Below are 25,003 nucleotides of genomic sequence, written 5' to 3'. Positions count from 1 at the left end.
TCATCAGGCAGGTCAATCGTGATTGAGCTTTCGGATAAATTCACCCATCTGGTGCTCGCCCCGGCCATCGGCGGCAGCCTCGTCAACTGGACGGTGCGCGCCACCGGGCAGCCGCTGTTACGGCACAGCGATGCACAGGCGATCAATACCGGACTGCCGGGCAAGCTGGGCTGCTATCCCTTGGCACCCTGGTCCAACCGAATCGCTCAAGGTGGGTTCGACAACCCCGATGGCTGGCTGGCACTGGCACCCAATAGCCTCACTGACCCTCTACCGATTCACGGTTCAGCCTGGCAGCAGCCGTGGCAGGTGACAAGCCAGTCAGAACATGAAGTGGTGTTGGAGCTGCGCTGCGAAACGCCCTTCGCCTATCACGCCCGCCAGCGGGTGCACTTGGACAACGGTGAGTTGAATATCGATTTGTGCGTGACTCACTTGGCCGAGCAACCGGCGTGGCATGGGTTGGGCTTGCATCCGTACTTGCCGCGCCGGCCGGGTACGCGGCTGCAGGCCAAGGCTAGGCAAGTGTGGATGAGTGATGCAGCCAAGCTGCCCACAGGGTTGGCACCGGTTCCAGAAGATTGGAATTTCCGGCAACTGAAGGAACTGCCAGACGGGCTGGTGGACAACGGCTTTTGCGGCTGGGATGGGCACTGCCTGATCGAGCAACCGGAGCTTGGCTACCGCCTTGAATGCCAGGCCAGCGGCGCCGGTTACTTCCTGCTCTACTGCCCGCCGGGGTTGGAATTTTTCTGCATCGAGCCGGTGAGTCATCCGGTGAATGCCCATCACCTTCCAGGCAGGCCTGGCCTGAAACTGCTGGAGCAAGGCCAGTCAACCCACCTGGCATTCAACCTGAAATACACGCCAAATGCCTGAACTGTAGGAGCGAGCTTGCTCGCGAAAAACTCACAGGCGCCGCGTTCATTCAGAAAACACGCGTTATCGTTGACGTTTTTCGCGAGCAAGCTCGCTCCTACAGTTGGAGGATGCGTCAGTGTCAGGGTGGGCTGTTTTTCAGGCGCCCGGCCGTGTCGATACTCACCACCACCGACAACCCCGGCCGCAAGCGTTCACTTTCGGCCTGGTCCGGGTCTACGGTGATGCGCACAGGCACCCGCTGGGCGATCTTCACGAAGTTGCCGGTGGCGTTGTCCGCCTGCAACAGGCTGAACTCGGAACCGGTCGCCGGGGAAATATGCTGCACCGTGCCATGGAATTTGCGGTGGTTCAGCGCATCCACGGTGAACGTCACCGGTTGGCCGACCTGCACATTGTCCATCTGGGTTTCTTTCATATTAGCAATCACCCACAACTGCTTGGGCACCAGCGCCATCAGTTGCGCGCCGGAATTGACGTACGCGCCCAGGCGCACGCCGATCTGCCCGAGCTGACCATCCCGTGGTGCCGTGATGCGGGTATTGGACAGGTCGATGCGCGCCAGTTCCACCGCCGCCTCGGCACTCGCGACAGCGGCCTCCAGGGAGCCGCGGTTGACGATCACCGTCTGCAAATCCTGGCGGGCAATTTCCAGGCTGGCCTGGGCCTGGGCCACGGCAGCGATGGTCTGCGCGTTGGCAGCACGGGTCACGTCCAGTTCGCGTTTGGAGACCGAACCATCGCTGATCAGTTCTTCATTGCGGCGCAAATCCGCAGTGCTCTTGCGCGCCTGGGCCTGGCTGTCGACCAGAGCGGCCTGGCGCAGCTTGATGGTCGCTTCGGCGCTGTTGCGTTGCTGCACCACGTTGGCCAACGAGGCTTTCTGCACCGCCAGTTGCGCCAGGGCCTGGTCGAGGCGCTGCTTGTAGATGCGGTCGTCCAGGCGCACCAGCAGGTCGCCGGTCTTGACGTACTGGAAGTCCTGCACCGGCACTTCGAATACATAACCGCTGAGCTGTGGGCCGATAATCGTCACCTGCCCACGCACCAGGGCGTTTTCGGTGGTTTCCACCGCGCTGCTGAACGGCGGCAGTTGCCAGGCGTATAACACGATCAGCACACCGATGATGGCGATGGCGGCAAAGCCCAGGGACGAGATGATCCGCACGCGCAAGGGCCGCAATTGGGTCGGCACCGCGCCCGGTGGCGTGCTGCCTTCCGGCGTGGCGGCAATGGCGGTCGTGGTGGTGGTTGAAGGTTCAGTCATGAAGTCGCGCCGCTGGGTTGAACAGGAGGAGTTGCCTTGGTGGTACTCATCAGCCATAGGCTGCGGGTGAAGATCCACAGCATGGTCAGGATCGCGATAATCGCGATCAGCATGAAGACATCGTTGTAAGCCATGACGTTCGCCTCACGGGTCGCCGCCGTGGCCAGGCTGCGGATGCCCATGAGGTTGCGCAGTTCCGGGTCGGCGACGATCTTGCCATAGGCCGCCCCACCACTCTGCACCCTTGCCGCCACAAGCGGGTCGATCAGGGTCAGGTGCTCGACGATCATGCTCGAATGGTACTTCTCGCGCACGATCTGGAAGGTGCCCAGCAACGCCGCGCCGATCAGGCCACCGAGGTTCTGGCAGATTCCGAACATCACCGAGAAGCTCACCAGGTTGCGTGGGTTGGTCAGCACATTCTTGGTGCCCAGCACCATGGTCGGCCCCAGGAAGAACGTACCGCCGAAGCCTAGCAGGAACTGGCTGATATAGAGGTTCTGCGGGCGGGTCAGGTTGCTGGAAAAACTGTCCATCACCGAACCTGTCGCCATCAGCGCCAGGGAGATGATCAGCGGCATCAGCAGGTGCGCCGGGTTGATCGTCAGCGCGCTGACCACCAGCCCGGCAATCGCGCCGGCCAACATCACCACGTACAGGGTATGCATCTGCTGGTAGCTCATGTTCAGCATCTGCATGAACCCCACCGCACCGGTGGACTGCTCGGACAGCACCATGCGAATCAGAACCACCGCCAGCGCCAGGCGGATCATCACGCCGCTGCCCAGCCAGCGCGTCATCAGCATCGGGTTGCTGCGGTTATGCTCGATGGCCAGCCCGGCCATGATCAGCACCAGGGAACAGGCCGAGGCCACGCCGATCCACGGCGCTTCCAGCCACCAGTCGATGCGCCCCAAAGATAGCACTGCGCAGAGCAAGGCCACGCCGCTGGCGAGGATGGCGAAGGTCAGGAAGTCGAGTTTTTCAAAGGTTTTGAAGCGATCGCCCGGCGGCAGCTTGAGCAGGAACACGCAGCCCAGGCAGATCAGCGCCAGGCCCAGTTCGAACAAATACAGCCCCCGCCATTCAGCGATTTGCAACAAGTCTTCGGAAAACAGCCGCGCCAGCGGTAACGCCAACTGCGCGGTGCCCAGCCCCAGCACCAGGGCTTTCAACCGCCACTTGGCCGGGAATGCCTGGATCATGTAGTACAAGCCCAACGAACTCAGCGCCGCACCCACCATGCCGTGGGCGGCCCGTACCGCAATCGCCGAACTGAGGTCATTGACGAACAAATGCCCGAAGGTCACCAGCGCGTAGAGCACCAGGAACACCTCGGTAAACGCACGCAGGCCGAACTGTTGGCGAAACTTCACCAGCAGCAGGTTCATGCACACGTTGGTCATCACATAGGCGGCGGGCAACCAGGCCATTTCCGCGGTGGTCGCGCCCAGGGCGCCTTGCAGGTATTGCAGGTTGGCGATAACCAGGGCGTTACCCAGGCCGCCGGTAATTGCCACCAGCACGCCGACCATCGCGAAGAGCCAGCGCTTATGCGTAGGGTGCAGCGGCGTCGACGGCGAGCCAGGCAGGCTCGGCCGCTCGTGGGGTTGCCAGGTGTGGGGGGTGTATTTATCCATTCGGTGACCTTGGTAAGCCGGGGTGCAAGGCCGGTGAATCCGTTACACAGAGGAACAGTAACCTGAGAGGCGTTCATGTTGCCATCTTGAGGACGCATTTGATCCCCAGGCAGACACAGCTAAATGTGGGAGCGGGCTTGCTCGCGAATGCGGTAGATCAGTTGCTGATGCATTGACTGACACGACGCCTTCGCGAGCAAGCCCGCTCCCACACTGCAATCCATGCCGTCCTTAGAGAGAGGCTTTAAGCAACATACCGACTGCCACCACCACACACAGGCTAGCAAACCCCACTTGCAAGGCCCGCGCGGGGATCACCGAACACAACCGCCGTCCCGCCAACATGCCGACGATACTCGCGCCGATAAACACCCAACCCACTGGCTCGATACTCACGCCCGCATGAAAGGCACCGGCCACGCCGATCAGCGACAGCAGGCTGACCACCATCAAGGAAGTGGCGACGATGCCGCGCATCTGCACGTCGGTCAGTTGCTTGAACGCCGGTACAATCAGGAAGCCGCCACCCACGCCCAGCAACCCCGACACGGCGCCGGTCACCGCGCCCAACGCTGCGAGGGTGGCGCTGCATTTGGCGGTCCAGGCCAGGCGCCCGGTCTGCTGGTTGAGCATGCAGTTCTTCTGGCCCCACGACGCCGAGCCATGGTCACTCGGCCCGGCCTCGCGCTTTTCCCGTTGCAGCATGCGCCAGGCCACCAGCACCATCAGCGCGCTGAACAAGCCCATCAGCACCGGTTCCGAGAGTTGGTGGGCGACGAACACGCCCAACGGCGAAAACAGCGCGCCGAGCAAGGCGATCAGTAGTGCCGCGCGGTAACGCACCAGGCCATGGCGTAAACCATCGATGGCCCCGACCGCTGCCGCCGCGCCCACCGCGAGCAATGACACGGGCGCGGCCTGGGTCATGGTCAAGCCCAGCCCCAGCACCAGCGCCGGCACCCCGAGGATGCCGCCGCCCGCGCCGGTCAGGCCCATGACCAGGCCCATCAATACCCCTAACAGACTGGCGAGCAGCATTCAGTCCACCTTGCTCAGGCGGGTCAGCCACTCGCGGCCCTTGAGCATGCCGTTCCAGTAGAACCACGGCAGCAGCGTGGCCTTGAGGAACCACATCGAACGACGTGCCTGCGTTGGATCGAGGGGAAAGGTCGGCAGCAACTTGCCGCCATAGCCAAACTCGGCCAGCACCACCTTGCCCTTCTCCACCGTCAATGGGCAGGAACCATAACCGTCGTACTTGAGCGGCAATGGCGCCTGTTTGCGCAGGGCCAGCAGGTTTTCGGCCACCACCACGATTTGCTTGCGCACCGCTGCCGCCGTCTTGGCGTTGGTGGTGCCGCACACATCGCCCAGGCCGAAGATATGCGGGTAGCGCAGGTGTTGCAGGCTGTGGGGGTTCACTTCGCACCAGCCGGCGGCGTCGGCGAGCAGGCTTTCGCGGATAAAATCCGGAGCGACCTGCGGCGGTACGACGTGGAGCATGTCGAAGGTTTTCTCTTCGACCGTCGCGTTACCTTGGGCGTCTTTGACTTCAAACCAGGCTTTGCGCGCCGGGCCATCGACTTTCACCAGGTTGGAATTGAACGCCAGGCGCGCGTTGTATTTTTCGACGTACTTCATCAAGGGCGGCACAAAGGTCGGCACACCAAACAACGCGGCACCGGCCAGGTTGAATTCGACGTCGATGTGTTTGAGGTTGCCCTGCTTGAGCCAGTGGTCGCAGGACAGGTACATGGCTTTTTGCGGCGCGCCGGCGCATTTGATCGGCATGGCCGGCTGGGTGAACAACGCCTTGCCGCCCTTGAGCTGCTGCACCAACTGCCAGGTGTACGCGGCGTGCTCATAGCTGTAGTTGGAGGTGACGCCGTGTTGGCCCAAGGTGTCTTGCAGGCCTTCGATTCTTTCCCAGGCCAGGCGCAGGCCAGGGCAGACGATGAGGTTTTTCCAGGTGACGCGTTGGCCGTTGTCGAGCACCAGGGTGCTTTCATCGGGCAGCACTTCGCTGACAGCGGCCTGCACCCAGCTCACGCCATTGGGCAGCACATCGGCCAGGGGCCGGCGGGTCTTGTGCAGGTCGTAGGCGCCGCCGCCGACCAGGGTCCAGGCCGGCTGGTAGCAGTGGTAGTCGTTAGGTTCGATGAGGGTGATGTTCAGGTGCGGGTCGCGCTTGAGCAGGCTGGCCAGCAGGCCGATGCCTGCCGAGCCGCCGCCGATGACTACGATATCGCCACTGATGGTGGGTCCCCAGTGTTGTTCGGTCATTGTCTACTGCCTTTTTGAGTCAATGCACACAAGGGTCGCTGCCGGATGGCGTCACGCCCAACTTTTTATGACCGCGCCGCAATACAGGCCGGACAGGGTCTTCATCACTTGAATCACTTCGTGGCTGGCCAGCCCGTAGAAAATGTATTTGCCTTCCCGACGGGTGGCGACCAACCCTTCATCGCGCAGGATGCCCAACTGTTGTGACAGGGTGGGCTGGCGTACGCCGGTCAAGGCTTCCAGCTCACCGACGTTGCGCTCGCCCTGGGTCAACTGGCACAGGATCAACAAGCGGTCTTCATTGGCCAGGGCCTTGAGCAAGGCACAGGCCTTGGACGCCGAAGCACGCAACTGGGCGACCTCGCCCTCACTCAACGTAGATTCCATTTGCCTCGGGTCCTTTATGTCACTTAAGCTCAAAACATTATGTGTAAACGTAAACTGATTGTAACCACTTTTTTCCCAAGCAGAGACAGCCGCCATGCCAGCGTTGATTCAAGCCTTTCTGGATGACGCATCGTCGACCTACACCTATATCGTCTATGAGGCCGATGGCGGCCCCTGCGCCATTGTCGACTCGGTACTCAATTACGACCCGGCGTCCGGCCGCACCGACACCGCCCAGGCCGACAAGGTGATTGCCTTTGTGCGAGAGCATGGCCTGCACGTGCAGTGGCTGCTGGAAACCCACGCCCATGCTGACCACCTGTCCGCCGCGCCCTACCTGCGTCGCACCTTGGGCGGCAAGATCGCGATCGGCGAATCCATCAGCAAGGTGCAGGGTGTGTTCAAGAACCTGTTCAACCTGGAGCCGGAATTTCGAGTGGACGGCTCGCAGTTCGATCACCTGTTTGCGCCGGATGAGATCTTTCATATCGGCAACTTGAAGGCCCAGGCGTTGCATGTGCCCGGACACACCCCCGCCGACATGGCCTATCTGATCGACGGCCGCTTGATCCTGGTGGGCGACACCCTGTTCATGCCCGACGTCGGCACCGCCCGTTGCGACTTCCCCGGCGGTGATGCGCGGCAGTTGTACGCGTCGATGCGCAAGCTGCTGGCGTTCCCTTCAGACACCAAGCTGTACGTGTGTCATGACTATCCACCCGAGGGTCGAGAAGCCAAATGCCAGACCACCGTGGCGGAACAGCGGGCGGGCAATATCCATGTGCATGACGGCGTGGATGAAGCGGCGTTTGTACAGATGCGCACCCAGCGCGATGCTGGATTGGGCATGCCAACGTTGTTGCTGCCGGCGATCCAGGTGAATGTGCGAGCGGGGAATATGCCGACGGCGGAAGAAAACGGCGTGACGTACCTTAAGATCCCCCTCAACCAACTCTAGAAGCACAGCGTTGTAGCGATCAACGGTAACCACGATGCGAAGCGAGTCGCTCTTGCTCTTGCTCTTGCTCTGCTTTTGATCTTGATCTTAGGCGCCCCGTCAAACCACGCTGGCCGGAATTCGACAGGGATTTGGGGGGTAAACCGGCAGGGATGCCGGTTTAGCCGCCCCGCGCCATGGATGGCGCGTGGCGGCGGCCCCCCAAATCACTGGCGGATTACGGGCACACCGAGCCTAAGCGAGGTGCCGAGTGGTGGGGCAAGAGCCCTTTTGGTTACTTTTGGGGCTCTTTTCCAAAAGTGACCCGCTGTCAGAGCGGAACCCTAAGTGGCCGTTACCGCAGCAATGGCTATGTACACAATCCAACTGTGTTGACTGTCAGACCGCCTTCGCGAGCAAGCCCCACACACAGTTGGATTGCGGGGTGTCAGGTAGAGAAGTGTCGGCTGGCAGGCCGCCATCGCAGGCAAGCCAGCTCCCACAGTTGGATCGTGGAGTGTCAGGTAGATTGACGTCAGCTGGCACGCAGGCAATCCCCACATTTTGCCCCGTATTGAATCAGGAACCCAGGCTGATGCCGTTGGCTGGCAAGGGCAATGCGGTTTTGTAGCGCACCTGCTTCAAGGCAAAGCTGGAGCGAATGTTCGCCACCCCCGGCACCTTAGTCAAAAAATCCATCATGAAACGCTCCAGCGACTGAATCGTGGGCACCAACACGCGGATCAAATAGTCCGGGTCACCCGCCATCAGGTAACACTCCATCACCTCCGGTCGGTCCGAGATCGCCCCTTCAAATTGCTGCAGCGCCAGCTCGTTCTGTTTCTCCAGGCTCACATGGATGAACACATTCACGTGCAGCCCCAGCAAATCAGCGTCCAGCAGCGTGACCTGCTCCCGAATCAACCCCAGCTCTTCCATCGCCTTGACCCGGTTGAAACACGGCGTCGGCGACAAGTTGACCGAGCGGGCCAGGTCGGCATTGGTGATCCGGGCATTCTCCTGCAGGGCGTTGAGAATGCCGATATCGGTACGGTCCAGTTTGCGCATGAGACAAAATCACCTGTTTATTATGTTTATGCAGTTTTTTTATCCGCAAATAGCCGGCGACGCAATGAAACAGAGATAAATATTCTTCTACGCCACGCCTATGATTGTTGTAGGACAAGATTTCTTCTACCCGAAGACTGACTGTCAGCTAGCGCGCCCACTACAAGAAATTCACAAGATAGAGCGTAGAAAGCCATGACCCAGCCGTATGCACCGCTGCGCCTGCACGTTCCCGAACCCTCGGGCCGCCCAGGTTGCAAGACCGACTTCACCTACCTGCGTTTGACCGACGCCGGCCTGGTACGCAAACCCGCCATCGACGTAGAACCGGCCGACACCGCCGACCTGGCCAAGGGCCTGATCCGCGTGCTCGACGACCAGGGCCAGGCCCTTGGCCCGTGGGCCGAGGGTGTCTCCACCGAGATCATGCGCCGCGGCATGCGTGCGATGCTCAAGACGCGTATCTTCGACAACCGCATGGTGGTCGCCCAGCGTCAGAAAAAAATGTCGTTCTACATGCAAAGCCTTGGCGAAGAAGCCATCGGCAGCGCCCAGGCCCTGGCCTTGAATATCGACGACATGTGCTTCCCCACCTACCGCCAGCAAAGCATCCTGATGGCCCGCGACGTGCCGCTGGTAGACCTGATCTGCCAACTGCTGTCCAACGAGCGCGACCCGCTCAAGGGCCGCCAGTTGCCGATCATGTATTCGGTCAAGGAGGCGGGCTTCTTCACTATTTCCGGCAACCTCGCCACCCAATTCGTCCAGGGCGTGGGCTGGGGCATGGCCTCGGCGATCAAGGGCGATACCAAGATCGCCTCGGCCTGGATCGGCGACGGCGCCACCGCGGAATCGGACTTTCACACCGCCCTCACCTTCGCCCACGTGTACCGCGCGCCGGTGATCCTCAACGTGGTCAACAACCAGTGGGCCATCTCCACCTTCCAGGCCATCGCTGGCGGTGAAGCCACCACCTTCGCCGGACGCGGCGTCGGTTGCGGCATCGCCTCCCTGCGCGTGGACGGCAACGACTTTATCGCCGTGTACGCTGCCTCGGCCTGGGCTGCCGAGCGTGCGCGCCGCAACCTGGGGCCCACCCTGATCGAGTGGGTCACCTACCGCGCCGGCCCGCACTCCACCTCCGATGACCCATCCAAGTACCGTCCCGCCGACGACTGGAGCCACTTCCCCCTGGGCGACCCGATTGCCCGCCTCAAGCAGCACCTGATCAAGATTGGCCAGTGGTCCGAAGAGGAACACGCGGCGGTCAGTGCCGAGCTTGAAGCCGAAGTGGTCAAGGCGCAGAAGGAAGCCGAACAGTACGGCACCCTGGCCGGTGGCCAGATTCCAAGCGCCGCGACCATGTTCGAGGATGTCTATAAAGAGATGCCGGAGCACTTGAAGCGCCAGCGTCAAGAGCTGGGGGTGTGACATGAACGACCACAACAACAGTATTGAACTGGAAACCGCCATGACCACCACCACCATGACCATGATCCAGGCCCTGCGCTCGGCCATGGATGTGATGCTTGAACGTGACGATAACGTGGTGGTGTTCGGCCAGGACGTCGGCTACTTCGGCGGCGTGTTCCGTTGCACCGAAGGCTTGCAGACCAAGTACGGCAGCTCGCGGGTGTTTGACGCGCCCATCTCGGAAAGCGGCATCGTCGGTGTGGCCGTGGGCATGGGCGCCTATGGCTTGCGCCCGGTCGCCGAAATCCAGTTCGCCGACTACGTCTACCCCGCCACCGACCAGATCATTTCCGAGGCGGCGCGCCTGCGTTATCGCTCGGCCGGCCAGTTCACTGCGCCCTTGACCATGCGCATGCCCTGCGGTGGCGGCATCTACGGCGGCCAGACCCACAGCCAGAGTATCGAAGCGGTGTTCACCCAGGTCTGCGGCCTGCGCACAGTGATGCCGTCCAACCCCTATGACGCCAAGGGCCTGCTGATCGCCTCCATCGAAAACGATGACCCGGTGATCTTCCTCGAACCCAAGCGCCTGTATAACGGCCCGTTCGACGGCCACCACGACCGCCCGGTAACGCCGTGGTCCAAACACCCCCAAGCCCAGGTGCCGGACGGCTACTACACCGTGCCCCTGGACGTGGCCGCCATCGTACGCCCAGGCTCGGCCGTAACCGTACTGACCTACGGCACCACCGTGTATGTGTCGCAAGTTGCCGCCGAAGAAACCGGCATCGACGCCGAAGTTATCGACCTGCGCAGCCTGTGGCCCCTGGACCTGGAGACCATCGTCAAGTCGGTGAAAAAGACCGGCCGTTGCGTGGTGGTGCATGAGGCCACGCGCACCTGCGGCTTTGGTGCCGAGCTGGTTTCGCTGGTGCAAGAGCATTGCTTCCACCACCTGGAAGCGCCGATCGAACGCGTCACCGGTTGGGACACCCCCTACCCGCACGCGCAGGAGTGGGCGTATTTCCCAGGGCCGTCCCGAGTGGGCGCGGCGTTGAAACGGGTCATGGAGGTCTGAATGGGCACGCACGTTATCAAGATGCCGGACATTGGCGAAGGCATTGCGGAAGTTGAACTGTCGGTATGGCATGTAAAGGTCGGTGATCTGGTAGTTGAAGACCAGGTGCTGGCGGATGTGATGACCGACAAGGCGATGGTGGATATTCCCTCGCCGGTCCATGGCAAGGTGATTTCTCTGGGCGGTGAGCCGGGTGAGGTCATGGCAGTGGGCAGTATTTTGATCAGCATTGAAGTGGAAGGCGCAGGCAATACCAAGGATGTGCCGGCGGTTGCCGAACCGGCGAAGGCCGCGCCTCCCGTGGCCGAAGCCAAACCGGTACAGGCGCCGGTAGAAAGCAAACCCGCTGCGGTCGTGAAAGCGCCGCAAGCTCCCGTGGCCCGTGAAGCCAGCGAACGTCCATTGGCCTCGCCCGCGGTACGCAAACATGCACTGGATGCCGGGATTCAACTGCGCCTGGTGCAGGGCACCGGCCCGGCGGGCCGGATTCTGCATGAAGACCTGGAGGCTTACTTGCGCCAGGGCCCGGCGACGGGCGCCAGCACCGCCAACCCGTATGCCGAGCGCACTGACGAACACCAGATCCCGGTGATCGGCATGCGCCGCAAGATCGCCCAGCGCATGCAGGACGCCACCCGCCGCGCCGCGCATTTCAGCTACGTGGAAGAGATCGACGTCACCGCCCTGGACGAGTTGCGCGTGCACCTCAACGAAAAGCACGGTGCGACACGCGGCAAGCTGACCCTGCTGCCGTTTATCGTACGGGCCATGGTTGTCGCCTTGCGCGACTTCCCGCAGATCAACGCCCGTTACGACGACGAAGCCCAGGTCATCACGCGCCTTGGCGCCGTGCACGTGGGCGTCGCCACCCAGAGCGACGTGGGCCTGATGGTGCCGGTGGTGCGCCACGCCGAAGCTCGCAGCCTGTGGGGCACTGCCGAAGAAATCGCGCGTTTGGCCAACGCCGCACGTACAGGCAAGGCCAGCCGTGAAGAGCTGTCCGGTTCGACCATTACCCTGACCAGCCTCGGCGCCCTGGGCGGCATTGTCAGCACGCCAGTGCTGAACCTCCCGGAAGTGGCCATCGTCGGCGTCAACCGTATCGTTGAGCGGCCGATGGTGATCAAGGGTCAGATCGTGGTGCGCAAAATGATGAACCTCTCCAGCTCCTTCGATCACCGTGTGGTCGATGGCATGGACGCGGCGCAATTCATCCAGGCCATTCGCGGCCTGCTCGAACAACCCGCCAGCCTGTTCTTGGAGTAAGGGCATGACTCAGACATTGCATACCACGCTGCTGATTATCGGCGGCGGCCCTGGCGGTTATGTGGCGGCGATTCGCGCCGGCCAACTGGGCATCCCGACCATCCTGGTGGAAGGCCAGGCACTGGGCGGCACCTGCCTGAACATCGGCTGCATTCCCTCCAAGGCCCTGATTCATGTGGCCGAACAGTTCCAGCAAACCGTGCACCATAGCCAGGGCTCGCAACTGGGCATTGAAGTGGATGTACCGACCCTGGACATCCGCAAGAGCGTGGAATGGAAAGACGGCATCGTCGACCGCCTGACCACGGGCGTCGCCGCCCTGCTGAAAAAACATAAGGTGCAGGTAATCCACGGCTGGGCCAAGGTCATCGACGGCAAGACTGTCGAGGTGGGCGAGCAGCGCATCCAGTGCGAACACCTGCTGCTGGCCACCGGTTCGAAGAGCGTCAACCTGCCGATGCTGCCGATTGGCGGGCCGATCATCTCCTCCACCGAAGCCCTGGCACCGACACACGTGCCCAAGCGCCTGATCGTGGTGGGCGGTGGTTATATCGGCCTGGAACTGGGAATTGCCTACCGCAAGCTCGGTGCCGACGTCAGTGTGGTCGAGGCCCAGGCCCACATCCTGCCGGCCTACGACGCCGAGCTGACCCTGCCGGTGGCTGAATCCCTGAAGAAACTCGGCGTGAAGCTGTACCTGGAACACAGCGTCACCGGTTTTACCGACGGCAAACTGCAAGTGCGTGCGCCCAGCGGCGACACCTTGGCACTGGACACCGACCAGGTGCTGGTAGCCGTAGGGCGCAAACCCAACACCCAAGGCTGGAACCTCGAAGCGCTGAACCTGGACATGAACGGCGCGGCGATCAAGATCGACAGCCGCTGCCAGACCAGCATGCGCAACGTGTATGCCATTGGCGACCTCAGTGGCGAGCCGATGCTGGCGCACCGAGCCATGGCCCAGGGCGAAATGGTTGCCGAACTGATCAGCGGCAAAGCCCGCGAATTCAACCCGGCGGCGATACCCGCGGTGTGTTTTACCGACCCGGAACTGGTGGTGGTCGGCCAGACCCCGGACGAGGCCAAGGCGGCCGGCCTGGACTGCATCGTGTCGAGCTTCCCGTTCGCCGCCAATGGCCGGGCCATGACGCTGGAGTCCAAAGCCGGCTTCGTGCGGGTGGTGGCACGGCGCGACAATCACTTGATTGTTGGCTGGCAAGCGGTGGGGGCTGGGGTGTCCGAGCTGTCGACCGCGTTCGGCCTGAGCCTGGAAATGGGCGCGCGCCTGGAAGACGTAGCGGGCACCATCCATGCCCACCCGACCCTGGGTGAAGCGGTGCAGGAAGCGGCGTTGCGGGCGTTGGGGCACGCGTTGCACCTGTAAAACCGCGGCGTGGCCATCGCAGGCAAGCCAGCTCCCACACTTGAAATGCATTCCAATGTGGGAGCCGGGCTTGCCCGCGATAGCGGTGGATCAGCCAATGCAGAGGTTGAATGGTCCGCCGCCCAGCTCCCACACCGGCCAAGAATGCAGTATTGTTGCGCCCATCCAGAAAAAAATCCGACTTGACCAGAGATAGAGGGTGTCATGGGTAACGAGAGCATCAATTGGGACAAGCTGGGTTTTGACTACATCAAGACCGACAAGCGGTTTCTCCAGGTCTGGAAAAACGGCGAATGGCAAGCAGGCACCCTGACCGACGACAATGTGCTGCACATCAGCGAGGGCTCCACTGCCCTGCATTATGGCCAGCAATGCTTCGAGGGCCTGAAGGCCTACCGTTGCAAGGACGGTTCGATCAACCTGTTCCGCCCGGACCAGAACGCTGCCCGCATGCAGCGCAGCTGTGGCCGCCTGCTGATGCCACAAGTGCCGACCGACGCGTTCATCGACGCGTGCAAGCAAGTGGTCAAGGCCAACGAGCGCTTCATCCCGCCGTACGGCAGCGGCGGCGCGCTGTACCTGCGCCCGTTCGTGATCGGCACCGGTGACAACATCGGCGTGCGTACCGCGCCGGAGTTCATCTTCTCGGTGTTCTGCATCCCGGTCGGTGCCTACTTCAAGGGCGGCCTGGTGCCGCACAACTTCCAGATTTCCGGCTACGACCGCGCCGCGCCGCAAGGCACCGGTGCCGCCAAGGTCGGTGGCAACTACGCCGCCAGCCTGATGCCGGGTTCGGAAGCGAAGAAATCCGGCTTCGCCGACGCGATCTACCTGGACCCGATGACCCATTCGAAAATCGAAGAAGTCGGCTCGGCCAACTTCTTCGGGATCACCCACGACAACCAGTTCATCACGCCGAAGTCGCCTTCGGTATTGCCAGGCATCACCCGCCTGTCGCTGATCGAACTGGCCCAGACCCGCCTGGGCCTGGAAGTGGTCGAGGGCGAAGTGTTCATCGACAAGCTGGACCAATTCAAGGAAGCCGGCGCCTGCGGTACCGCTGCCGTGATCTCGCCTATCGGCGGCATCCAGTACAACGGCAAGCTGCACGTGTTCCACAGCGAAACCGAAGTGGGCCCGATCACCCAGAAGCTCTACAAAGAACTGACCGGTGTGCAGACCGGTGATGTGGAAGCGCCAGCGGGTTGGATCGTCAAGGTCTAACAGCCACAAACTCCAGCGACACCACAAAAACTTGTGGGAGCTGGCTTGCCTGCGATAGCAAACTGTCAGCCAGCATATTGGCTACAGACCCACCGCTATCGCAGGCAAGCCAGCTCCCACACTGGTTTCTGCGCCTTCAAGAACGTGGCGCAATATTCTCTGCAATCTTCTTGCCCATACTGATCTTCAGCCCCACCCCATTCCCCCAGCGCCTCACAAAACCCTAAGTTGTCCAGCGGGACGCGGAGCGTCCCAGGCGGAACCCCCACACAGAGCGCGGGAACGATCAACTGTAAATGCATCCACCCTGTCAAGTTTGACAGTAGAGATGCGCAGGGATCGGGATTATAAATGCAGAGGCTGGATTCTCACCAAACCTCAAGGAGACACCTCATGGGCAGCTTTATTATTCACCTCACGACAGATGACTTCGAAGGTGACGCAAGCAAAGAAATATTGATGGAAGTACTGAATGCCCCCAACGATCCCGACCCTCTTCTGGTGTATGCCAGTTCCAGCGAGAAAAATGGTTTTTATGACCGTTCCTCAAGCCCGGGGGATGCCGACGGTGACGGCGATGTCGAAGGGGATATTGACGACAAGATCCTGTTTCTGAACTTGGCGAATGCTTTTGCGGCAATGAAAGGCTATACCGCGAAGCAGAAAAAAAAATAAGCGTAAGCCTCAAAGGTTAGACGGGTGATCAGAGTGCTGTCGGTCATCTACTTTGTCCTGGAATACACTCAACGATCCTCTTACCCATACTGATCCTCGGCTCCACCCCATACCCCAGCGCCTCATAAAACCCCACCACCGCGTCATTGCCGCCGGTGATCTGCAGGTTGATCTTCATGCAACCCAGCGCCGTCAACGCCTGTTCGGCATAGCGCACCAGCGACGATCCCAGGCCATGGCGCCGATAGTCGGTATGCACCGCCACCGAATACAACCAGCCACGATGGCCGTCATAGCCGGCGAGGATGGTACCGATCACAGCGTTGTTGTCGGTGGCAACAAAGAACAACCCGTCATTGACCGTCAGTTTCTTATCAATCGCCAGGCTCGGCAGGTTATGGGCCGTGTCATAGCCAAACGCCTGCTGCCATAACTCAATCACCTGGGCACGGTGCTGACGGTCGCGATACGGCCCGATGGGGTGGCGGGACAACAGCGCCTTTTCCATCACCAACGTGCGCTCGTTGCCGTGGTACACGTCACGCACGTTGTGAAAACCCAGCTTGGCGTAGAAGGCTTGCGCCGTCAGCGAGGACGGCACGCTCAAGACCGTCACGCCGGCTTCACGGGCGCGCAGTTCGATTTCGATCATCAATAGCCGGCCGATGCCCTGCCCTTGCAGTGCCGGGTTGACGAACACCGAGCGCACCACATTGCCATCCAGTGCCGCCGTAGCGACGATCAGTTGATCCTCCGTTGCCACTAGCACCACCCGCCGCTGGAGCAACGCCAGCACCGCGTCGGGGGTGAAGTTGCTGGCAACCCGCGCAATCACATCCGCGGGGTAATCACGCGCGTTGCTGCTGTGCAGCGCAGCCAGGATGACTTCACTGATGCCCTCGGCATCTGAGGGTTGGGCAAGGCGAACAGCGGTAGACATGGTTCCTCCTGGCTGACACAGCGATAACAAACACCACAATACCAATGTGGGAGCTGGCTTGCCTGCGATAGCGGTGTATCAGTCAGATTAATGGGGCTGACACACCGCTATCGCAGGCAAGCCAGCTCCCACAGTTTGATTGCATTTCAACTTGGCAGCCGATTCGGCTGCGCCACTCCCGTTTTCAGCTTTCTTGGCTGAGCCACCCCGCTGTTTCAGCCGGGATCCTTTCCCCACAACGCACAAAATAGCGGCACAAGATCCCCAACGGACCCGTGCCCCCATGCAAACCACCAACACCGTCCTGATGATCCGCCCGGCGCGCTTTGCCTTCAACCCGGATACCGCGATCAACAACCGTTTCCAACGCCCGCCGCTGGACCCGCTCAGTGCACAGCACAAAGCGCTGGAGGAGTTCGACGGTTATGTCGACACCCTGCGCCAGCACGGCGTGGAAGTGCTGGTGGTGCAGGACACGCCGGCGCCCCACACGCCCGACTCGATCTTCCCCAACAACTGGTGGAGCAGCCATGCCGACGGCAGCCTGGTGCTCTACCCCATGGAAGGCCAGAACCGCCGACTGGAGCGCAACAAGGGCGTGCTGCGAGTCCTGGAGCAACGCTTTTCGATCAACGCCACCATCGACCTCAGCCACCTGGAACAACAGAACATCTTCCTGGAAGGCACCGGCAGCATGGTGCTCGACCGCCAGCACCGCATCAGCTACGCCTGCCATTCGGGGCGCACCCACCATGCGGCGCTGCGCCAGTTTGCCGAGCGCCTCGACTACCAACTCTGCGTGTTCCACGCCCTGGACCGTCACCAGGCACCGATCTACCACAGCAACGTGATGATGAGCGTTGGCCGTGACCTCGCGGTGGTGTGCCTGCAAGCCCTGCCCGACGACAGCGAGCGCCTGGCCCTGGAACGCTCTCTGCGTGACACCGGCAAGGACATCCTCAGCCTGGACTTCGACCAGCTGGAAGCCTTCGCCGGCAACATGCTGGAAGTCCACGACCGCGACGGCCAGCCATTGCTGGTGATGTCCGCCAGTGCCTGGGGCGCCTTGTACCCGGCGCAGCGCCAGCACGTAGAGCGTCATACGCGGCCGGTGGTGGTGAATATCGACAACATCGAACGCATCGGCGGCGGCAGTGCCCGCTGCATGCTGGCCGAAGTGCATCTGCCGGCCCGTCCCTCATTTCAATAAGGAGTCTTGCCATGACCCGTTATATCGACGTCAACGACCTCAGCTACCTGGTATCGCAAAAAGGCCTGCAAACCTGCATCACCGAGATGGCCGACTACATTCGCGCCGACTACCTGCGCTGGCAGGATTTCGAAAAATGCGCGCGCCTGGCCAACCATTCACCGGATGGCGTGATCGAGCTGATGCCGGTGTCCGACGCCTCGCTGTACGCCTTCAAGTACGTCAACGGCCATCCGAAAAACACCCTGGCCGGCATGCTCACCGTGATGGCGTTCGGTGCCTTGGGCGACGTCGACACCGGCAAGCCGGTGCTGCTGGCGGAAATGACCCTCACCACCGCCATCCGCACCGCCGCCACCTCGGCCCTGGTCGCCCGCTACCTGGCCCGCGCCAACAGCCGCAGCATGGCGCTGATTGGCAACGGCTGCCAAAGCGAATTCCAGGCCCTGGCCTTCCACGCCATGCTCGGCATTACTGAAATCCGCCTGTTCGACATCGACCCCCAGGCCACCGCCAAGCTCGCCGCCAACCTCAAAGCGTTCCCGGCGATCAAGGTGATCCTGGCCGCCAGCGTCGCCGAGGCGGTCAAAGGCGCGGACATTGTCACCACCGTCACTGCGGACAAGGCCTACGCCACCATCCTGACTGACGAGATGATCGAGCCAGGCATGCACCTCAATGCCGTGGGCGGTGACTGCCCGGGCAAGACCGAGCTGGACCGCCGCATCGTCGAGCGCGCCCGGGTGATCGTCGAGTACGAACCGCAAAGCCGCATCGAAGGCGAAATCCAGCATATGCCGGAAGATTCGCCGGTCACCGAGCTGTGGCAAGTGATCAACGGCCAACAGCCGGGCCGCGAGAATGACCGCCAAATCACCCTGTTCGACTCAGTGGGTTTTGCCATCGAAGACTACTCGGCCCTGCGCTACGTACTGGACGTGGCCAAAGCCCTGGAAGTGGGCAGTGAGCTGGAGCTGGTGCCGGACCTGGCCGACCCGAAAAACCTGTTCGCACGCCTGGCCCAGCAACCTTTGGTACAGCATAAAAAGCGCGCTTGAAACCGCTCTGGCCTGCCGCTTTGCGCCCAGGGCAGGCCAGATTCTGCTGGGTTAAAAGCCGATTTTGCCGGTGTCACAGCCGATTCCGCTGCATTGCATGTTTTAACAGCGCAATTTGCGCTTTGCGCAGGGGGTAAACGACACAAAAAACGCACCATCATGAAGCATTCTCTGCTCCCAGTTATTCACTGCCCCTGACATCAATTACAAAATATAGGGACCGACACATGACTCCTCTGCGATCACTCTTCGCTGCGTTGCTGTTGCCACTGTGCGCCACCGCCGCCCACGCCCAGGACTGGAAAGAAATCCGGTTTGGCGTGTTCCCCGAATACCCGCCCTTCGAATCCGTCGCCGCCGATGGCAGCCTGCAAGGCTTCGATATCGAATTGGGCAACGCCATCTGCGCCAAGCTCGAAGTGAAATGCACCTGGGTGCACAACGAATTCGACGGCATGATCCCGGCCCTGCGTGCGCGCAAGTTCGACGCGATCATGTCTTCCATGGCCGTGACCCCGGCCCGCGAGAAAGTCATCGACTTCACTGACCGGCTGTTCCTCAGCCCCACCTCGGTGATCACCCGCAAAAACGCCACCTTCGGTGACACCCCCGAGTCGCTGAACGGCAAACAGGTCGGCGTGCTGCAAGGCTCTTTGCAGGAAGCCTATGCCCGCGCGCACCTGGCCAAGCTCGGTGCACAGATCAAGGCGTACCAGTCCCAGGAACAGAACTATGCCGACCTGCAAAATGGCCGCCTCGACGCCACCCTGACGGACAAGCTCGAAGCCCAGCTCAACTTCCTGTCCAAACCCGAAGGCGCCGACTTCAAGACCGGCCCGGCCTTCAAGGACCCAACCCTGCCCCTGGACATCGCCATGGGCCTGCGCAAGAACGACCAGGCTCTGCGTGAGCTGATCAACAAGGGCATAGCCGCCGTCCAGGCCGATGGCACCTACGCCAAGATCCAGAAGAAATACTTTGGCGATCAGGACATCTACAACGAGTAACCGGCAACCCGTGCCCATGTGGGAGCGGGCTTGCCCGCGATAGCCGTGGTTCAGGCACCCATGCCGTGACCGCACCACCGCTATCGCAGGCAAGCCAGCTCCCACAATAAATACGTGCGCTCCTTCGAGATTTCCCCATGAACGACCTCCTCAACCTGCAAGGCTACGGCCCGATGCTGGCCCAGGGTGCCTGGATGACGCTCAAGCTGGCGTTCCTCGCCCTGGCTCTGAGCCTTACCCTGGGCCTGGTCGCCGCTGGCGCCAAACTCTCCAGCGCCAAATGGCTGCGTGTGCCGGCCACGCTCTACACCACGTTGATCCGCAGCGTGCCGGACCTGGTGCTGATCCTGCTGATCTTTTACAGCCTGCAACTGTGGCTCAACGACCTGACCGAAGCGTTCGGCTGGAACTACGTTGAAATCGACCCGTTTACCGCCGGGGTGGTCACCCTGGGGTTTATCTACGGGGCGTATTTCACCGAGAACTTCCGGGGCGCGATCCTCAGTGTGCCGGCCGGCCAACTGGAAGCCGCCACCGCCTACGGCCTGAGCCGCTGGCAGCGCTTTCACCTGGTGCTGTTCCCGCAACTGATGCGCTTTGCCCTGCCGGGCCTGGGCAATAACTGGCTGGTGCTGCTCAAGTCCACGGCGCTGGTGTCGATCATCGGCCTGTCAGACCTGGTCAAGGCCGCGCAGAACGCTGGCAAGTCCACGAGTGAGCCGCTGTACTTCCTGATCCTCGCGGGCCTGGTGTACCTGGTGATTACCACTCTCTCCAACCGCATCTTCAAGCGCCTGGAACGGCGCTATAACCTGGGCATCAAGGGGATGGCGCGATGATCGAACTGTTCCAGCAATACGGCCTGGCCTACCTGTTCAGCGATGGCAGCGGTGTGTCCGGTGTTGCCATGACCTTGTGGCTGTTCATTATCTCGGTGGTGCTCGGCTTCGGCCTGTCGATCCCCCTGGCGCTGGCACGCGTGTCAGAGCATTTCTGGCTGCGCTGGCCGGTGGAGGTCTACACCTACCTGTTCCGCGGCACGCCGCTGTATATCCAACTGCTGATTTGCTACACCGGGCTGTACAGCCTGGAGGTGGTGCAGGACAACGCCTTGCTCAACCAGTTTTTCCGCAATGCGCTGAACTGCACGCTGTTGGCGTTTGTGCTCAACACCTGCGCCTACACCGTGGAAATTTTCGCCGGGGCGATCCGCAACATTCCCCATGGCGAGATCGAAGCGGCACGCGCCTATGGCCTGCACGGCTGGCGGCTGAACCTGTTTGTGATCGTGCCCGCCGCCTTGCGTCGTGCCCTGCCGGCCTACAGCAATGAAATGATCCTGATGCTGCACGCCACGTCGCTGGCGTTCACCGCCACCGTCGCCGACATCCTCAAGGTCGCCCGCGATGCGAATGCCGAGACGTTCCTGACCTTCCAGGCTTTCGGCATCGCCGCCCTGCTCTACATGCTGCTGTCCTTTGCACTGGTGGGCCTGTTCAGGCTGGCCGAACGTCGCTGGATGCGCTTTCTTGTTCCTACCCGAGGCTAACCCATGAACCAGTCCGCGCAGGCCCTGGCCGCTTATCCAATGGATGTACCCGTCGGCAACACCGCCACGGCGGCCATCAAGCTGCAAGTCGAAGGTATCCATAAACGCTACGGCGAACACGAAGTGCTCAAGGGCGTGTCCCTCAACGCACGCCAGGGCGATGTGATCAGCTTGATCGGCGCCAGCGGTTCGGGCAAAAGCACGATGCTGCGGTGCATCAACTTTCTGGAACAGCCTGACGCCGGGGTGATCACCCTGGACGGTATCAGCATCGAAATGCAACCAGGCCGCGCCGGCACCCGTGCGCCGCACCAGGCGCAACTGCAAAACCTGCGTACGCGCCTGGCCATGGTGTTCCAGCACTTCAACCTGTGGAGCCACATGACCGTGCTGGAAAACATCACCATGGCCCCGCGCCGGGTGCTGAACGTGAGCGCCGCCGAAGCCGAGAAGCGTGCGCGGCTGTACCTGGACAAGGTCGGCCTGCCGAGCCGCGTGGCGGACCAATATCCGGCGTTCCTGTCCGGTGGCCAGCAGCAGCGCGTGGCCATTGCGCGCGCGCTGGCAATGGAACCGGAGATTATCCTGTTCGATGAACCCACCTCGGCCCTGGACCCGGAACTTGTAGGAGAAGTGCTCAAAGTCATACAGACGTTGGCCGAGGAAGGTCGTACCATGCTGATGGTCACCCACGAAATGGGCTTTGCCCGCCAGGTGTCCAGCCAAGTGCTGTTCCTGCACCAGGGCCGAGTCGAGGAACACGGCGGCGCCGAGATCCTCGACCATCCCACCAGCGAACGCTTGCAGCAATTTCTTTCCAACCGTTTGAAGTGAACTCATGGATACCAAGGCCAACGGACCCCATTCTTCCCCTACGCTGGATCGCATCGACGAAGCGATCATCGACGTACTCAGACATCAGGGGCGTATCACCTACGAAAAGCTCTCGTCGCTGGTGCACCTCACCCCCAGGCCCTGCCTGGAACGGGTGCGCAAACTGGAGCGACGCGGGGTGATCCGTGGGTATGGGGCGATCATCGATGTGCAGATGGTCTCACCGGGGCTGTCGCTGCTGGTGCTGGTGGCCTTGTCCAACCAAAGCGGGCGCTCGGCGCAAAAGGCCTTCGAAGCCTGCGTCAAAGCCTGCCCGCAGGTGTTCGAATGCCAGTTGATCAGCGGGCCGTTCGACTACAGCCTGCGCATGCGCTGCCGCGACATGGAGCATTACCGGGTGCTGACCGAGACCTGGTTGAACAATGATGAGTTGCACATTGATAAGTTGGTGGCGCATCCGGAGTTGGCGGTGGTCAAGAACACCGCGACCGAACTGGCCTGAACGAGCTAGCTCGTTCCCACGCTCTGAGTGGGAATGCATCCAATGACGCTCCGCGTCACAACTTCAAGAGCAGACGCGGAGCGTCCAGGGTGGCATTCCCACGCAGAGCGTGGGAACGATCAACCGAACTGGCCTGATCCAGCTAGCTCGTTCCCACGCTCTGCGTGGGAATGCATCCAATGACGCTCCGCGTCACAAAACTTCAAGAGCAGACGCGGAGCGTCCAGGGTGGCATTCTCACGCAGAGCGTGGGAACGATCATTCACCCCTGCCCACTTAATATTCTTTTGCCTGGCTTGGCACCCACCAGCTTCGCCTGCCCATCTTTCTGCTTGCCCGTGCGGGCTTCACTGATCAGCCCCGGAATCAACTTGCCCTCCGGCAAATTCTTCCAGAAGCGGCTGGGCAAATGCCCTTCCATCACTTTGGGATTGAGCCGCGCCGGGTTGAAGATGTGGCTGTAGTAGGTCAGCCACATGGCGCTGTGGGGATCTTCAACATTCTGTGCCAGTTGCTGCCAGGCCTCGGGGCACTGGCGCTGATGAATCAGTTGTTCGCCGTCGTAGTACACCCCGTCCAGGGGCGTGGCGATCATCCAGCGGTGGCGGCCCATGCGCCCGACAAAGTGCTCGCTGGCGCTCTTGAGAATGTCATGGGCCGGCTCATGCCAGGCCACGTACTCCGGCAGTTCCGGCCCGGCCCCGGCCGGCAGCGCGATGAAGCGCACAAACGCGTGCAAGTGGTGGGCCTCCCGGCTGACTTGCTTGATGCGCCGTTGCAACTCGCTGCCAAGCTTGTCCCCTGCCAGCATGGCCGTGCGATCACCATGGCTGACTCGCCACAGCACTTCATACAGCAGGCTCCAGCGCTGATCACCGTGATAACAGGCAGCGGACTCCAGTAATTGCAACAACGCCTTGGGTATGCGCGCCTGAAACGGCCCCATCCCTGGTGGGATCGGTTGATCGGTAGCAAACAGGTCTGCCGCCTGCATCTGGCCCCAGCTGACCTGGCTAGGGTCGACCTGATGGCTGAGCAACCAGCGTGCCTGTTCGCGCCAAGTGCTGAACAGGTTGTCGCATTCCAGGCTGATCATCCCCACAGCCCCATCTGTTGCGGCTGCGGGCGATCACGCAGTTGTTCACGCAACAACACACTGGTGCTGTCGGCCTGTTGCGGGTGGTAGTCGCTGGTGATGAAAAACGGCTTGGCCTTGGCCAACACGCAGCGCATGCGCGCCAGGTCTTCGAAGCGGATCTTGCGTTCACGGCGCAGGTCGACCAGGCGCTGGGTGGTGCGCAGGCCGATGCCGGGGATACGTGCGATCAGGGTGGGCTCGGCGCGGTTCAGGTCCAGGGGGAACACCTCGCGGTGCTCCAGGGCCCAGGCCAGCTTGGGGTCGATATCCAGTGCCAGGTCACCGGGGCCGGCGAACAGCTCATTGGCGCGGAAACCGTAACTGCGCAACAGGAAATCAGCCTGGTACAAGCGGTGCTCGCGCATCAGCGGCGGCGCGGCTAAAGGCACGCTTTTCGGGCTGTTGGGAATGGGGCTGAATGCCGAGTAATACACACGGCGCAGCTTGAAATTGCCGTACAACGCCTCGGCACCGTGCAGGATGGTGCTGTCGTCGGTGTCATCGGCGCCGACGATCATCTGCGTGCTCTGCCCGGCCGGGGCGAAACGTGGCGCGCGGGGTTCGTTGAGCACCGTCTGTTCGCCGGTGTAGATGGTCTGCATGGCCTGCTTGATCGAGCCGATCTGCTTCTCGGGCGCCAGGGTTTGCAGGCTGGCGTCGGTGGGCAGTTCGATGTTCACGCTGAGGCGATCGGCATAACGGCCGGCCTCGGCGATCAGGGCCGGGTCGGCATCGGGGATGGTCTTGAGGTGGATATAACCGCGAAAGTCATGCTCTTCGCGCAGCAGCTTGGCGACCCGCACCAGTTGCTCCATGGTGTAGTCCGACGAACGGATGATGCCGGAGCTGAGGAACAGCCCGCTGACGCAATTGCGCTTGTAGAAATCCAGGGTCAGGGTGACCACCTCCTCCGGGCTGAAGCGCGCACGGGGCACGTCGCTGGAGCGGCGGTTGACGCAGTATTGGCAGTCGTAGAGGCAGAAGTTGGTGAGCAACACCTTGAGCAACGACACGCAACGGCCATCGGGCGTGTAGCTGTGGCAGATGCCCATGCCATTGGTGGAACCCAGCCCCGCCTTGCCCTCGGAACTGCGCTTGGGCGCACCACTGCTGGCGCAGGACGCGTCGTACTTGGCGGCGTCGGCGAGGATGCTGAGTTTTTCGATCAACTGCATGGAGGGCTACCGATACTGGTTTTTTGTACAGTACCAATAGCCACACCTTGTCACAAGTGCCGTCTGTAGGAGCGAGCTTGCTCGCGAAG

The 25,003-nt window shown here is 61.6% G+C and carries 24 protein-coding genes; 15 read left to right on the top strand and 9 right to left on the bottom strand.

Annotated features, from left to right (window positions below):
* Positions 1-18 precede the first annotated feature (18 nt).
* The gene (locus TX24_RS23030) at positions 19-879 is read left to right on the top strand and encodes an aldose 1-epimerase (protein ID WP_057711233.1); all 861 of its coding nucleotides are present in this window, start codon (positions 19-21) and stop codon (positions 877-879) included.
* A 121-nt stretch (positions 880-1,000) separates the two neighbouring features.
* On the opposite strand, the gene TX24_RS23025 is transcribed toward TX24_RS23030, so the two are convergent.
* From TX24_RS23025 to TX24_RS23005, 5 genes are all read right to left on the bottom strand, one after another.
* Entirely contained in the window at positions 1,001-2,146 is a 1,146-nt protein-coding gene (locus tag TX24_RS23025) for an HlyD family secretion protein (protein WP_003192298.1), read from the bottom strand.
* The gene (locus TX24_RS23020; RefSeq protein WP_003192300.1) at positions 2,143-3,786 is read right to left on the bottom strand and encodes an MFS transporter; all 1,644 of its coding nucleotides are present in this window, start codon (positions 3,784-3,786) and stop codon (positions 2,143-2,145) included. Before TX24_RS23020 ends, TX24_RS23025 begins: the two co-directional genes overlap by 4 nt.
* A gap of 231 nt (positions 3,787-4,017) precedes the next feature.
* Positions 4,018-4,824: a sulfite exporter TauE/SafE family protein gene (locus tag TX24_RS23015; protein WP_003192301.1), complete on the bottom strand. Its 807-nt coding sequence runs from the start codon at positions 4,822-4,824 to the stop codon at positions 4,018-4,020.
* Positions 4,825-6,069, bottom strand: coding sequence for an NAD(P)/FAD-dependent oxidoreductase (locus TX24_RS23010; RefSeq protein ID WP_003192303.1), 1,245 nt, complete (start codon positions 6,067-6,069; stop codon positions 4,825-4,827).
* Between the two features lie 51 nt (positions 6,070-6,120).
* Positions 6,121-6,456, bottom strand: a complete 336-nt coding sequence (locus tag TX24_RS23005; RefSeq protein ID WP_003174875.1) for an ArsR/SmtB family transcription factor — start codon at positions 6,454-6,456, stop codon at positions 6,121-6,123.
* 94 nt (positions 6,457-6,550) lie between these two features.
* On the opposite strand from TX24_RS23005, the gene TX24_RS23000 reads away from it, so the two are divergent.
* Entirely contained in the window at positions 6,551-7,414 is an 864-nt protein-coding gene (locus tag TX24_RS23000; RefSeq protein ID WP_057711231.1) for an MBL fold metallo-hydrolase, read from the top strand.
* A 558-nt stretch (positions 7,415-7,972) separates the two neighbouring features.
* Here TX24_RS23000 and bkdR read toward each other — a convergent pair.
* A complete protein-coding gene (gene bkdR, locus TX24_RS22995) occupies positions 7,973-8,461 on the bottom strand; it encodes a Bkd operon transcriptional regulator BkdR (protein ID WP_003174877.1) in 489 nt (162 codons plus the stop codon).
* Between the two features lie 195 nt (positions 8,462-8,656).
* Between bkdR and TX24_RS22990 the strand changes: the two genes are divergently transcribed.
* From TX24_RS22990 to TX24_RS22965, 6 genes are all read left to right on the top strand, one after another.
* The gene (locus TX24_RS22990) at positions 8,657-9,892 is read left to right on the top strand and encodes a 3-methyl-2-oxobutanoate dehydrogenase (2-methylpropanoyl-transferring) subunit alpha (RefSeq protein ID WP_003192305.1); all 1,236 of its coding nucleotides are present in this window, start codon (positions 8,657-8,659) and stop codon (positions 9,890-9,892) included.
* A gap of 1 nt (position 9,893) precedes the next feature.
* On the top strand, positions 9,894-10,952 hold the full coding sequence (locus TX24_RS22985; protein ID WP_005789444.1) for an alpha-ketoacid dehydrogenase subunit beta: 1,059 nt from the start codon (positions 9,894-9,896) through the stop codon (positions 10,950-10,952).
* Positions 10,953-12,218: a dihydrolipoamide acetyltransferase family protein gene (locus tag TX24_RS22980; protein WP_057711230.1), complete on the top strand. Its 1,266-nt coding sequence runs from the start codon at positions 10,953-10,955 to the stop codon at positions 12,216-12,218.
* Positions 12,219-12,222: 4 nt separating this feature from the next.
* Positions 12,223-13,602, top strand: coding sequence for a dihydrolipoyl dehydrogenase (gene lpdA / locus TX24_RS22975; RefSeq protein ID WP_057711227.1), 1,380 nt, complete (start codon positions 12,223-12,225; stop codon positions 13,600-13,602).
* Positions 13,603-13,806: 204 nt separating this feature from the next.
* Entirely contained in the window at positions 13,807-14,826 is a 1,020-nt protein-coding gene (locus TX24_RS22970; protein ID WP_003192309.1) for a branched-chain amino acid aminotransferase, read from the top strand.
* Between the two features lie 393 nt (positions 14,827-15,219).
* Entirely contained in the window at positions 15,220-15,501 is a 282-nt protein-coding gene (locus TX24_RS22965; protein ID WP_032900759.1) for a hypothetical protein, read from the top strand.
* A 43-nt stretch (positions 15,502-15,544) separates the two neighbouring features.
* Here TX24_RS22965 and TX24_RS31245 read toward each other — a convergent pair whose 3' ends face one another.
* Positions 15,545-16,441 carry a GNAT family acetyltransferase gene (locus TX24_RS31245; RefSeq protein ID WP_080765526.1) on the bottom strand — a complete coding sequence of 299 codons (897 nt, stop codon included), beginning with the start codon at positions 16,439-16,441 and terminating at the stop codon, positions 15,545-15,547.
* A 283-nt stretch (positions 16,442-16,724) separates the two neighbouring features.
* Here TX24_RS31245 and ctlX point away from each other — a divergent pair, with 283 nt between their 5' ends.
* From ctlX to TX24_RS22920, 7 genes are all read left to right on the top strand, one after another.
* A complete protein-coding gene (gene ctlX / locus TX24_RS22950) occupies positions 16,725-17,651 on the top strand; it encodes a citrulline utilization hydrolase CtlX (RefSeq protein ID WP_057711225.1) in 927 nt (308 codons plus the stop codon).
* Positions 17,652-17,662: 11 nt separating this feature from the next.
* Entirely contained in the window at positions 17,663-18,709 is a 1,047-nt protein-coding gene (locus TX24_RS22945) for an ornithine cyclodeaminase (RefSeq protein ID WP_057711223.1), read from the top strand.
* Positions 18,710-18,936: 227 nt separating this feature from the next.
* Positions 18,937-19,716 (top strand): ABC transporter substrate-binding protein, encoded by a 780-nt coding sequence (locus TX24_RS22940; protein ID WP_003192314.1) that lies wholly within the window; start codon positions 18,937-18,939, stop codon positions 19,714-19,716.
* Positions 19,717-19,853: 137 nt separating this feature from the next.
* On the top strand, positions 19,854-20,555 hold the full coding sequence (locus TX24_RS22935; protein WP_003192315.1) for an ABC transporter permease: 702 nt from the start codon (positions 19,854-19,856) through the stop codon (positions 20,553-20,555).
* The gene (locus TX24_RS22930; RefSeq protein ID WP_003192316.1) at positions 20,552-21,265 is read left to right on the top strand and encodes an ABC transporter permease; all 714 of its coding nucleotides are present in this window, start codon (positions 20,552-20,554) and stop codon (positions 21,263-21,265) included. The genes TX24_RS22935 and TX24_RS22930 overlap by 4 nt, the downstream gene beginning before the upstream one ends.
* A 3-nt stretch (positions 21,266-21,268) precedes the next feature.
* Complete coding sequence (locus TX24_RS22925; RefSeq protein WP_003192318.1) at positions 21,269-22,099, top strand: ABC transporter ATP-binding protein; 831 nt, start codon at positions 21,269-21,271, stop codon at positions 22,097-22,099.
* Between the two features lie 4 nt (positions 22,100-22,103).
* On the top strand, positions 22,104-22,601 hold the full coding sequence (locus TX24_RS22920; protein WP_003192319.1) for an Lrp/AsnC family transcriptional regulator: 498 nt from the start codon (positions 22,104-22,106) through the stop codon (positions 22,599-22,601).
* Positions 22,602-22,863: 262 nt separating this feature from the next.
* On the opposite strand, the gene TX24_RS22915 is transcribed toward TX24_RS22920, so the two are convergent.
* Complete coding sequence (locus TX24_RS22915) at positions 22,864-23,697, bottom strand: TIGR03915 family putative DNA repair protein (protein ID WP_057711221.1); 834 nt, start codon at positions 23,695-23,697, stop codon at positions 22,864-22,866.
* A complete protein-coding gene (locus tag TX24_RS22910) occupies positions 23,694-24,914 on the bottom strand; it encodes a putative DNA modification/repair radical SAM protein (protein WP_003192321.1) in 1,221 nt (406 codons plus the stop codon). The genes TX24_RS22915 and TX24_RS22910 overlap by 4 nt, the downstream gene beginning before the upstream one ends.
* Positions 24,915-25,003 lie beyond the last annotated feature (89 nt).

Origin of the sequence: Pseudomonas lactis (genome assembly GCF_001439845.1) — a bacterium.
In the GTDB taxonomy this organism is placed as follows: Bacteria; Pseudomonadota; Gammaproteobacteria; order Pseudomonadales; family Pseudomonadaceae; genus Aquipseudomonas; species Aquipseudomonas lactis.
The sequence above is the reverse complement of the archived record's forward strand: the minus strand, read 5'-3'. Positions and strand labels throughout refer to the sequence as shown.

What these genes read in the sequence shown, in the direction of transcription:
- TX24_RS23025 (WP_003192298.1), bottom strand. Translation starts at nt 2,146, where the DNA reads ATGACTGAACCTTCAACCACCACCACGACCGCCATTGCCGCCACGCCG.
- TX24_RS23020 (WP_003192300.1), bottom strand. Translation starts at nt 3,786, where the DNA reads ATGGATAAATACACCCCCCACACCTGGCAACCCCACGAGCGGCCGAGC.
- TX24_RS23015 (WP_003192301.1), bottom strand. Translation starts at nt 4,824, where the DNA reads ATGCTGCTCGCCAGTCTGTTAGGGGTATTGATGGGCCTGGTCATGGGC.
- TX24_RS23010 (WP_003192303.1), bottom strand. Translation starts at nt 6,069, where the DNA reads ATGACCGAACAACACTGGGGACCCACCATCAGTGGCGATATCGTAGTC.
- TX24_RS23005 (WP_003174875.1), bottom strand. Translation starts at nt 6,456, where the DNA reads ATGGAATCTACGTTGAGTGAGGGCGAGGTCGCCCAGTTGCGTGCTTCG.
- TX24_RS23000 (WP_057711231.1), top strand. Translation starts at nt 6,551, where the DNA reads ATGCCAGCGTTGATTCAAGCCTTTCTGGATGACGCATCGTCGACCTAC.
- bkdR (WP_003174877.1), bottom strand. Translation starts at nt 8,461, where the DNA reads ATGCGCAAACTGGACCGTACCGATATCGGCATTCTCAACGCCCTGCAG.
- TX24_RS22990 (WP_003192305.1), top strand. Translation starts at nt 8,657, where the DNA reads ATGACCCAGCCGTATGCACCGCTGCGCCTGCACGTTCCCGAACCCTCG.
- TX24_RS22985 (WP_005789444.1), top strand. Translation starts at nt 9,894, where the DNA reads ATGAACGACCACAACAACAGTATTGAACTGGAAACCGCCATGACCACC.
- TX24_RS22980 (WP_057711230.1), top strand. Translation starts at nt 10,953, where the DNA reads ATGGGCACGCACGTTATCAAGATGCCGGACATTGGCGAAGGCATTGCG.
- lpdA (WP_057711227.1), top strand. Translation starts at nt 12,223, where the DNA reads ATGACTCAGACATTGCATACCACGCTGCTGATTATCGGCGGCGGCCCT.
- TX24_RS22970 (WP_003192309.1), top strand. Translation starts at nt 13,807, where the DNA reads ATGGGTAACGAGAGCATCAATTGGGACAAGCTGGGTTTTGACTACATC.
- TX24_RS22965 (WP_032900759.1), top strand. Translation starts at nt 15,220, where the DNA reads ATGGGCAGCTTTATTATTCACCTCACGACAGATGACTTCGAAGGTGAC.
- TX24_RS31245 (WP_080765526.1), bottom strand. Translation starts at nt 16,441, where the DNA reads ATGTCTACCGCTGTTCGCCTTGCCCAACCCTCAGATGCCGAGGGCATC.
- ctlX (WP_057711225.1), top strand. Translation starts at nt 16,725, where the DNA reads ATGCAAACCACCAACACCGTCCTGATGATCCGCCCGGCGCGCTTTGCC.
- TX24_RS22945 (WP_057711223.1), top strand. Translation starts at nt 17,663, where the DNA reads ATGACCCGTTATATCGACGTCAACGACCTCAGCTACCTGGTATCGCAA.
- TX24_RS22940 (WP_003192314.1), top strand. Translation starts at nt 18,937, where the DNA reads ATGACTCCTCTGCGATCACTCTTCGCTGCGTTGCTGTTGCCACTGTGC.
- TX24_RS22935 (WP_003192315.1), top strand. Translation starts at nt 19,854, where the DNA reads ATGAACGACCTCCTCAACCTGCAAGGCTACGGCCCGATGCTGGCCCAG.
- TX24_RS22930 (WP_003192316.1), top strand. Translation starts at nt 20,552, where the DNA reads ATGATCGAACTGTTCCAGCAATACGGCCTGGCCTACCTGTTCAGCGAT.
- TX24_RS22925 (WP_003192318.1), top strand. Translation starts at nt 21,269, where the DNA reads ATGAACCAGTCCGCGCAGGCCCTGGCCGCTTATCCAATGGATGTACCC.
- TX24_RS22920 (WP_003192319.1), top strand. Translation starts at nt 22,104, where the DNA reads ATGGATACCAAGGCCAACGGACCCCATTCTTCCCCTACGCTGGATCGC.
- TX24_RS22915 (WP_057711221.1), bottom strand. Translation starts at nt 23,697, where the DNA reads ATGATCAGCCTGGAATGCGACAACCTGTTCAGCACTTGGCGCGAACAG.
- TX24_RS22910 (WP_003192321.1), bottom strand. Translation starts at nt 24,914, where the DNA reads ATGCAGTTGATCGAAAAACTCAGCATCCTCGCCGACGCCGCCAAGTAC.